Origin of the sequence: Nitriliruptor sp. (genome assembly GCF_040882075.1) — a bacterium.
In the GTDB taxonomy this organism is placed as follows: Bacteria; Actinomycetota; Nitriliruptoria; order Nitriliruptorales; family Nitriliruptoraceae; genus Nitriliruptor.
The window spans coordinates 5,285-13,921 of the sequence record NZ_JBBEBZ010000174.1; the positions used below are offsets into that span (position 1 = coordinate 5,285).

At 71.6% G+C, this 8,637-nt stretch carries 11 protein-coding genes and 2 pseudogenes; 9 read left to right on the forward strand and 4 right to left on the reverse strand.

All coding sequences use genetic code 11. The features are described from left to right. Together WEB03_RS11610 and WEB03_RS11615 are read left to right on the forward strand one after the other, a co-directional pair. Positions 1 to 537, forward strand: a 537-nt coding sequence (locus tag WEB03_RS11610; RefSeq protein ID WP_368071116.1) for a M15 family metallopeptidase, incomplete at its 5' end; no start/stop codon positions are given. 85 nt (positions 538 to 622) lie between these two features. After that, complete coding sequence (locus tag WEB03_RS11615; protein WP_368071117.1) at positions 623 to 853, forward strand: DUF3006 domain-containing protein; 231 nt, start codon at positions 623 to 625, stop codon at positions 851 to 853. 89 nt (positions 854 to 942) lie between these two features. On the opposite strand, the gene WEB03_RS11620 is transcribed toward WEB03_RS11615, so the two are convergent. The 3 genes from WEB03_RS11620 to WEB03_RS11630 all read right to left on the reverse strand — a co-directional run bounded on the left by WEB03_RS11620 (position 943) and on the right by WEB03_RS11630 (position 2,230). Beyond that, positions 943 to 1,338: a hypothetical protein gene (locus tag WEB03_RS11620; protein WP_368071118.1), complete on the reverse strand. Its 396-nt coding sequence runs from the start codon at positions 1,336 to 1,338 to the stop codon at positions 943 to 945. 80 nt (positions 1,339 to 1,418) lie between these two features. Continuing rightward, a complete protein-coding gene (locus WEB03_RS11625) occupies positions 1,419 to 1,823 on the reverse strand; it encodes a hypothetical protein (RefSeq protein WP_368071119.1) in 405 nt (134 codons plus the stop codon). Then, entirely contained in the window at positions 1,820 to 2,230 is a 411-nt protein-coding gene (locus tag WEB03_RS11630; RefSeq protein WP_368071120.1) for a hypothetical protein, read from the reverse strand. The genes WEB03_RS11625 and WEB03_RS11630 overlap by 4 nt, the downstream gene beginning before the upstream one ends. Before the next feature lie 455 nt (positions 2,231 to 2,685). Between WEB03_RS11630 and WEB03_RS11635 the strand changes: the two genes are divergently transcribed. The 7 genes and pseudogenes from WEB03_RS11635 (at position 2,686) to WEB03_RS11665 (ending at position 7,810) form a co-directional block, all read left to right on the forward strand. Beyond that, complete coding sequence (locus WEB03_RS11635; protein WP_368071121.1) at positions 2,686 to 4,053, forward strand: rhodanese-like domain-containing protein; 1,368 nt, start codon at positions 2,686 to 2,688, stop codon at positions 4,051 to 4,053. A 75-nt stretch (positions 4,054 to 4,128) separates the two neighbouring features. After that, a complete protein-coding gene (locus WEB03_RS11640; RefSeq protein WP_368071122.1) occupies positions 4,129 to 4,740 on the forward strand; it encodes a rhodanese-like domain-containing protein in 612 nt (203 codons plus the stop codon). Position 4,741: 1 nt separating this feature from the next. After that, a pseudogene (locus tag WEB03_RS11645) lies at positions 4,742 to 5,488 on the forward strand (sulfite exporter TauE/SafE family protein); the annotation flags it as partial. Further along, on the forward strand, positions 5,488 to 6,228 hold the full coding sequence (locus WEB03_RS11650) for a GntR family transcriptional regulator (protein ID WP_368071123.1): 741 nt from the start codon (positions 5,488 to 5,490) through the stop codon (positions 6,226 to 6,228). The pseudogene WEB03_RS11645 and the gene WEB03_RS11650, both read left to right, overlap by 1 nt. Before the next feature lie 48 nt (positions 6,229 to 6,276). Then, positions 6,277 to 6,450: pseudogene (locus WEB03_RS11655) on the forward strand (DUF255 domain-containing protein); the annotation flags it as partial. 179 nt (positions 6,451 to 6,629) lie between these two features. Further along, positions 6,630 to 7,088 carry a hypothetical protein gene (locus WEB03_RS11660; RefSeq protein ID WP_368071124.1) on the forward strand — a complete coding sequence of 153 codons (459 nt, stop codon included), beginning with the start codon at positions 6,630 to 6,632 and terminating at the stop codon, positions 7,086 to 7,088. A gap of 200 nt (positions 7,089 to 7,288) precedes the next feature. Further along, on the forward strand, positions 7,289 to 7,810 hold the full coding sequence (locus tag WEB03_RS11665; protein ID WP_368071125.1) for a hypothetical protein: 522 nt from the start codon (positions 7,289 to 7,291) through the stop codon (positions 7,808 to 7,810). Between the two features lie 100 nt (positions 7,811 to 7,910). Here WEB03_RS11665 and WEB03_RS11670 read toward each other — a convergent pair whose 3' ends face one another. Next, on the reverse strand, positions 7,911 to 8,285 hold the full coding sequence (locus tag WEB03_RS11670) for a helix-turn-helix domain-containing protein (RefSeq protein WP_368071126.1): 375 nt from the start codon (positions 8,283 to 8,285) through the stop codon (positions 7,911 to 7,913). Between the last annotated feature and the right edge of the window lie 352 nt (positions 8,286 to 8,637).

Consider the following 8,637-nt stretch of genomic DNA (forward strand, 5'->3'; position numbering starts at 1 on the left):
GAGCGTGCTGCGGCGGAGCGTGCTGCGGCGGAGCGTGCTGCGGCGGAGCGTGCCCAGCAGGCCCGCGCGCAGCGGGAGCGCTCCCCGGCTCCGTCGGCACCCCGTGGGGCGACGACCGTGAGACCGGGACCGGCATCCGGCTTGGTCACGGTCGGTGGGATCACGGTGGCGGCATCCCTCGGCTCGTCGCTGCAGGCGTTGCTGGACGCCGCCCGGGCGGATGGGATCATCCTCGGGGGCTCCGGCTACCGCTCGCCTGAGGTGCAGGCGTCGCTGCGGCGGGTCAACGGTTGCCCGGACGTGTACTCCTCGCCCGCGTCGTCCTGCCGGGTGCCGACGGCCATCCCGGGTTCGTCCGAGCACGAGAAGGGCCTGGCGGTGGACTTCACCTACCAGGGCCGGACGATCTGCTTCCCGAACCCCAGCTCCCGCTGCTCCGGCCACGCCGCCTTCGACTGGCTGCGAGCCAACGCCGGCCGCTTCGGGTTGCGGAACCTCCCGAGCGAAGCCTGGCGCTGGTCGACCACCGGTCGGTGACGCGCCTTCCCGATGGACGGGGTGGCCCCGGCCGTTCGCCGCGTAGCCTGCGCCGGTGCACCGCTCACCCACCAAGGAGCCCGTCGTGGACACCGGCCCGTCCGGCATCGGACTCGACCGCGCCGTCGTCAACCGGATCGAAGGTGACACGGCCGTCCTGTTCGTCGGGCCGGGCAGCACCGCCGTCGAGGTCGACGCCGACGCGCTGCCCGAGGGAGCCGGTCCCGGGACGTGGATGGTCATGGACCTCCAGTCGGTACCGCCGCTGCCGCTGTTCGTCGACGATGCGCTCACCCGCGCACGCCGCGACGCCTGAACCGTGATGGGATCCCGGGAGCCAGAGATGAACGACCCGACATCCGACCGTGATGCCTCCGAGGTCGGTCAAGCCGAGCTCGAACGCGATCAGGCCACCGCGGACCTCAACCAGGCGATCACCGACCGTGAACAGCACGCCACGGACACGATCAGGAGCACACCGACGCGCAGCGGCGCGACCTCGACGTCGGCCGCGGCGATGCATCGCGGGTCTCGGACCGGCGTGCAGCGGTCGAAGCCGCCCAGTCGCGCCGCGACGCGACGCAGGAGTCGCTCGACGACACGCAGGTCTCCCGCGACCGGAACCAACAGCTGCTCGACGGGCAGCAGGACGCGCTCGACCGTGAGTCGGCTGGGCGCCCGGTCGACCTCGCTTCGGCCGGTCGGCGGATGCTCGCCGCGGAAGCGCGGGCTCGCGCCGCTCAGCAGCGAGCCGAGGCGGCCCTCCGACGTGCTGAGCTCGCACGTCGTCGAGGCGGCCAAGCCCCCTCCGAGAGTGAGGACGGCGGGGCTGCGGCCGAGGCCTGACCTCAGGGTGACCGCTCAGGCAGGGCCGGTGAGAGTCAGGGCAGGGTCGGTGAGATCGCCAGCCCACCCGCCCACGCCTGGAACACGAAGAAGGCCGCGCTGAGCAGGAGCAGCAGGCCCCCCGCGGCGGTCGCGACCGCGACCGCCACGTAGCCGATGCCGGCCCACGCCCCGAGGACCTCGCTGATCACCCGCTCGAGCTGTCCGGTCAGCAGCCCCAGCGTGGCGTAGACGACGGTGATGCCGGCCCCGAGCGCCAGCAGGAGGTGCCTCGGAGGTGCGGACCCCTCGCCGGTGGCGCCGGCTCGGGTCCCGACCGCGGTCGCCAGGATCGGCCAGGCCAGGGGGCTCGCGCCGAGGACCACGCCGACGGCGACCGCCGCGAGCGGACCGGCCCACCAGAACTGCTCGATGAGCGTGAACGGGTGCAGGTCGCTCACGACGGCTGCGGAGCGACCGCACAGCTGCGCTCACCGCGGAGTCGGCCGCGGAGCGCGACGGCCAGGAAGGCGAGCGCGAGGACCGCCAGGAGCGGCTGTACGGGCGCGAACCAGCTCATCGCTCCCGAGGTCCCGAGCGCGACGACGACGAGCTTGTTGCACACCGGGCACCCGACCGCGAAGAAGGTGAGCAGCCCACCGAGCCCGCCGCGCCGGGTCGGACGCTCGTCGGTCGGTACGTCACCTTCACGGACGTAGGTGGCGAGCAGCAGGCCGGACAGCACCGACGAAGCGACCAACACCGGCGTGTTCCACCACTCGGCCGCCACCATCCGGGTGAAGATGGGGTTCGGGATCAGTTCGGTCGGCAGCCCGATGAGCAGCGCCACCGCCACGGTGCCGGCCACCGCCGTGCTCCAGCGTCGCATCCCCCACGTCCGCACCGGGTGCCCTCTCGTCGGTGATCGTCGGTCGTCTCGGCTCGCTGCCCCCGTGTGCCGGGGCGTGATGTACGGACATACCGTTGCATCGGACCGTACCTGCCCGAGCGTGTCGCTGCGGCTGGATCGGTCGGTTCCCGACGAGGCGCTCCTGGTGGGCGTCGGTGGGGCAGCCCTCGTCTTCGTGGTACGGGTCCCGCGGTGACGCTCCTCGCACCGAGACGGAGACGGCGTCCGGCCAGCTCGCCGGCCCGGTCGGTCGTAGCGCCGATCGTCGCCCGTCGTGCAGCCTGTCGCGGTGGCCGCACGGTCGTGACGGGTCGCACGGAATGTCCGTACATTTTGCGACGTTGTCCGGTGACGATCCACCCCCCGTGCCGCCACCCGCGGCAGCACTCGACGCAGGAAAGGTCCGGCAGAGCATGCAGATCATCACCATCGAGACCCCTTCGCTCGGCGATCGCAGCTACCTCGTCCACGACGGGACCGTCGCCGCGGTGATCGACCCGCAGCGCGACATCGACCGCGTCCTCGACCTGCTCGAGGAGCACGAACTCGAGCTGTCGGCCGTGTTCGAGACCCACGTGCACAACGACTACGTGACCGGCGGCTACGAGCTCGCGCGGCGCACCGGTGCGAGCTACCACCTCAACGCCGCCGACGAGCTCGACTTCGAGGTCTCCGGTGTCCGTGACGGCGACGAGCTCGCGATCGGCTCGTTCACGATCCGGGTCCTGCACACCCCGGGCCACACCCCGACCCACCTGTCCTACGTCGCCAACGACGGGGAGCGGGACGTCGCGGTGTTCTCGGGTGGCTCGCTGCTGTACGGCTCGGTCGGTCGCACCGACCTCGTGACGTCCTCGCTGACCGAGGAGCTGACCCGTGCCCAGCACCGCACGGCGCACCGTCTGGCCACGGAGCTCGCCGACGACGTGGAGCTCCGCCCGACCCACGGGTTCGGCAGCTTCTGCTCGTCCGGCGACACCGCCGGGCGGGAGACCTCCACCATCGGCACCGAGCGGCGCGACAACCAGGCGTACACCATCGAGGACGAGGACGAGTTCGTCCGGATCCTCGTGGCCGGGCTCGACGCCTACCCGACCTACTACGCACACATGGCGCCGAGGAACCGACAGGGGCCCGCGGACGTCGACCTCTCGCCGGCGGAGCTGGTCGACACCAGCGAGTTGCTGCGTCGTATCCACACCGGGGAGTGGGTCGTCGATCTGCGCAACCGCACCGCGTTCGCGAAGGAACACCTCACCGGCACGATCAACATCGAGCTCGCCGACAACTCCTCGACCTACCTCGGCTGGCTGATCAGCTGGGGCACGCCCGTGACGCTGCTCGCCGACACGGCCGAGGAGATCGCGGACATGCAGCGCCAGCTGGTCCGCATCGGGATCGACCGCCCGGCCGGTCAGCTCCCCGGTGGGCCGGATGCCGTCGACGGGTCCGCTGATCGCGGCAGCTACGACACCACCGACTTCGCCGGGCTCCGTGAGGCCGTCGATGGACGCGACGCCCGCGTGATCCTCGATACCCGCCGCCGGCTCGAGTGGGAGGACGGCCACCTCCCGGACGCCGTGCACGTCCCGCTGCACGAGCTCGAGGCCCGGCTCGACGAGGTACCTGACGGTGAGATCTGGGTGCACTGCGCCAGCGGGTACCGGTCCTCGATCGCGGCGAGCCTGCTCACCCGCGCCGGCCGCGACGTGGTGCTCGTGGACGACGACTTCGACGAGAACGCGGCCCGCCACTTCGACCTCGTGGTCCCCGAGGGCTGACCCGGTCCGACCTGACCCGCCTCCCCCGTCCGCCCCGCGCACCTCTCCCGTGCGCTCACGACCCTGAGGAACCCGATGACCACCCTCACGACCGCGCCCGTCCTGCCCGGTGAGCACCTCGCCCCCGCCGAGCTGCGTAGCTGGCTCGAGAGCGCCGATGCGCCGCACGTGCTCGACGTCCGCTCCCCGGCGGAGTTCGAGACCGTGCACATCCCCGGCTCCTACAACGTCCCGCTCGAGACGCTCCGAGAGCACCGCGAGCGCCTCGCCCGCCACCTCGACGAACACGCCGTCCTGGTGTGCCGTTCGGGGATGCGGGCCAAGCAGGCGGAGACCGCCTTCGCGGCCGTCGGCCTGCCGAACGTCCACGTCCTCGACGGGGGCGTGTCGGCGTGGGAGGCCGAGGGTGCGCCGGTCGAGCGCGGCGCGGCCCGCTGGGACCTGGAGCGACAGGTGCGGCTGGTCGCCGGCGGCATCGTGCTCGCGGCCGGGCTCGGCAGCGTCGTCGTCCCGGGCCTCCGGTGGATCGCGACCGGCATCGGCGCGGGGCTCGTCACCGCCGCAGCGACCGACACCTGCGCCATGGGTGCGGTGCTCAGCAAGCTGCCCTACAACCGCGGCGCCGCCAGCTGCGACGTCGATGCGGTGGTCGCCGAGCTCGCCGGCACCGCGACCTCGGCTCGCTGAGGTGCTCGTCGCCACGCTCGCCCTCGCCCTGCTCATCGGGGTCGCCCTCGGGCTCCTCGGTGGGGGCGGGTCGATCCTGGCCGTCCCGGTGCTGGTGTACGTCGCCGGGCAGGACCCCAAGGCGGCGATCGCGATGTCGCTGCTCGTGGTCGGTGTGACCAGCGCCGCGGGCGCCGTCTCGCACGCGCGGGCCGGCCGTGTGCAGTGGCGGACCGCGGCGGTCTTCGGAGCCGCCGGGATGGTCGGTGCGTACGGTGGCGGCCGGCTCGCCGAGTTCATCCCGGGGACCTGGCTGTTGATCGCCTTCGCGGTGATGATGGTGGTCACCGCGGTCGCGATGCTCCGCGGCCGCCGCTCTCCTGCGCCGCACGACGTCACGGATCGCCTGCCGGTGGTCCGCATCGTCGCCGACGGACTGGTCGTGGGTCTCGTGACGGGGCTCGTCGGTGCCGGTGGCGGCTTCCTGATCGTCCCGGCCCTGGTCCTGCTCGGCGGTCTGCCGATGGCGACCGCGGTCGGGACCTCGCTGGTCATCATCGCCCTGAAGTCGGGCGCGGGCCTCCTCGGGTACCTGGCGAGCACGTCGATCGACTGGTCGCTCGCCCTGTCGGTGACCGGGGTCGCGGTCGTCGGTAGCGTCATCGCGGGTCGGTTCGCCGGCCGGGTCCCCGAGGAGCGCTTGCGCCGCGCGTTCGGGTGGTTCGTGGCCGTGATGGCGGTGGGTGTCCTCGTGCAGGAGCTGGTGTTGTGACGACGACCGCCGGACCGCCGCTCTGGCAGCAGGTGCTGTCCGACCTCGAACGACGCATCGCGTCCGGGGACATCGTCGACCGCTTCCCCACCGACCGTGAGCTGACCGAGCACTACGGCGTCAGCCGTCACACGGCGCGTGAGGCGGTCCGGCGTCTGCGTGCGCGGGGCCTGGTCGACCGTCACCGCGGTCGCGGGAGCTTCCTGAACGATGGTCGGCTGACCCAGCCGCTCGGTGGGCTCTACAGCCTCTACCGCGCCGTGGAGGACCAGGGGCTCACCCAGCGGTCCGAGGTGCTCGCGCTCGAACCGGATCGTGATGCTGACGCGGCCACCCGCCTCGGGCTGCCACCGCGCGCCGAACTCGTGCGCGTGGAGCGGCTCCGGTTCGCGGGTGACGAACCACTGGCGCTCGACAGCGTCTGGCTGCCCGCCGACGTGGGGCGGCACCTGCTCGACGTGGACCTCACCCGCACCGCGCTCTACGACGAGCTCCGCGAGCGCGCCGGCATCCGGATCACCGCAGCGACCGAGACCCTCGAGCCGCTCGTCCCCGACGCCGACGCCCGCAACCTGCTGCAGCTCGACGAGGGCGAGGCGCTGCTGCGGGTCCGTCGTCTCGGTTCCAGCGGCGATCGACCGGTCGAGTGTCGCGTCACCCTCATCCGCGGGCAGCGCTTCCTCTACTCCTCCAGCTGGTCGGTCGACGATCCGGCTGGGCATGCCGGTCAGGGGTGAAGCGCGACGGGCCCGTAGCCTCGCGGGACCCGACCTCGAGGCAGGACCGTGGCCAATCGGCTCGCGCACGAGACCTCGCCCTACCTGCGCCAGCACGCCGACAACCCGGTGGACTGGTTCCCGTGGGGTGATGAGGCGTTCGCGGAAGCGAAGCGCCGCGACGTACCGATCTTCCTGTCCGTCGGGTACTCGGCCTGCCACTGGTGCCACGTCATGGCCCACACTTTCACGAGAATATGGCGATTTACGGGGAAATTCGGGCCGTCACCGGCCGGCTCAACCGCACTGTTCGGCCCAGTTCTTCCCACAGTCTTCCCACGTGGGAAACGCCACGACGATGCTGTTGTCACAGTCGCCCACCAACGTGCTGCGTGGTACGTTCGGGACGTGGAAGGGTTCTCATGTCCCTGATGGATCTCGCGGGCGCGCCGGTCGTCGAACCCCGCTACGACCAGGCGTCGCTCGAACAGGCACGCCTGCTCAACGCGGCCCGAGCCCGGCTGCTGGATTCGGCCTCGGCGATCACGACCGCGATGTTCGCCGAGGGAGCAGGGATCAGCGAGGACGCCGCCCGGGCGCGGGTCAAGCGGTACCGGGCTGCCCGCCGCTTGGTGACGGTGCCGCATGATGGCGAGGCACTGATCCCGACCTTCCAGTTGGGACCGGTCTACGAGCTCGATCCGGTCGCGGCACGGGTCGTCGGGGTGCTGGTCAATGCGGGTCTCGGACCGTGGGCGATCTGGGACTGGGCGGAGACTCCGAACGGCTGGCTCGATCAGCGCACCCCGGCCGACGCGATCCGGACCGGTGACGCGGATGACGTCGAACGGGCGTTGGCTGGCCTGCTCGGTGACGCGTGACCGCACCGTCGTGTCCGTACCCGGAGGGCTGTCCTGTCCCCGACCCCGACCCGGCGGTCGTGCGTCGTGTCCGGACGTCCACGCTGGACGCTGGCGTCGAGCTGTTCCGAGGGCACAGACGGGCGTATCCGGCCGATGGACTGGTACCGGGCGCCGGCAACAGTCGGTTCGCGCCGCTGGCCGAGGTCGCCCACGCGTACGTGTCCAGGCGTGCGACCCCCGCGCTGCTGGAGTCCGCGTTCCACGATGCCACGCCTCCACAGCCACGCATCTACCCGCACCGGCTCGCCGCATGGTCACTCAGCCGGGTCCGGTTGGTGGCCGACGTCCGGCTGATCGACCTTCGCGACCCCGAGCTCCAGCGGCTGGGCATCGATCGCAGCCAGCTGGTGACCTCCCTGCCAGCGCACTACGCCTGCACACGGGACTGGGCGGCGGCGCTGCACGGCCGGCACGTGGGCGGACAACCCACGCACGGTTTGCTGTGGCACTCGCGCCAGGCCGAGCTCCACGCGGCCGCGGACCACAACCCTCTCACCGCCGACCTGCTCGGACCCGGTGAGACCACCGAGGTCGCGGTCGTGTACGCACCGCCTGCCCCCCACCGACTGCTCGAGGACTCCAACCAGGGACCCGGGCCCTTGGCGGAGGGTGAGGGTCAGCGGTTCGCCAGGGCCGTCGGGAACCTGATCGGCGCCGCCATTTACCCGCCGCGCCTGTGATGGGCGACGTGCGACACGTGGTTGCCCGCGACTCGCGAGGCATGCGCCGTGACCCGTTCGCGCCATCTTCTGGCTCCTGGTGACCGACAGGCACGGGCCACTACGCCGATAGTAGATCGAACGCGGACTCGCCCGGATGGTCAGGGTCGCCCGTGAGTTCGACGGCGAAACCAACCTGCCGAAAGTGGTCAGCGACCTCGGCCGGGTCGAAGCGCAGCAGTCTCCCCGCCCGGTAGTGGGGCATCGAGTTGCGCTTGGCCCAGGCGTAGATGGTTCGGACCGGGATCTGCCAGTGATCTGCCAGTTGCGCGGCCGTGAGCAGCCCTGAAGGCGTAGAAGATCCTTGGCTCGCTTCGACAGAATTGTCATCTCGTCCGGCGGGGGCGCGCTCGGCTGGTGTCCGGTCCCGCCTCCCGGAGGCGAGATCGTACGTCGGCGTCGTCCACGCGCTCGCCTTGCTGCCGTTGGCTCGCATCGCTCGCCTCGGTTCTCGATCAGAGCACCGCGCCGGGCGTCGTAGGCCCGAACGCTTGTGCCCGAGGACCAACCCCTCGAGGACGCCGACGCCGACACTGACGACGTCGCCACTTGCTGGGATCGAGCACGAGTCGCCCAGCAGCCCGACGAACCGTCAGCATGACGGTGGCAGCCTCGGTCATGATCACCCACCTCCCACCCGCTGGGACGCGGCGCTACGGCGACGGTTGACGTCCTCCGTGACAAAGCGGAGGAAGTCGTCGCGGCGGTCGGTGATGACCGTCTCGTCGTCCGATGTGTCGGGGGGTGGTTCGCCGGGCCAGAGGGTCTGGCGGGTGGGTCGGTCCCGG

Coding starts and splice junctions, on each gene's coding strand:
- WEB03_RS11635 (WP_368071121.1), top strand. CDS start 2,686: ATGCAGATCATCACCATCGAGACCCCTTCGCTCGGCGATCGCAGCTAC.
- WEB03_RS11640 (WP_368071122.1), top strand. CDS start 4,129: ATGACCACCCTCACGACCGCGCCCGTCCTGCCCGGTGAGCACCTCGCC.
- WEB03_RS11660 (WP_368071124.1), top strand. CDS start 6,630: ATGTCCCTGATGGATCTCGCGGGCGCGCCGGTCGTCGAACCCCGCTAC.
- WEB03_RS11670 (WP_368071126.1), bottom strand. CDS start 8,285: ATGCGAGCCAACGGCAGCAAGGCGAGCGCGTGGACGACGCCGACGTAC.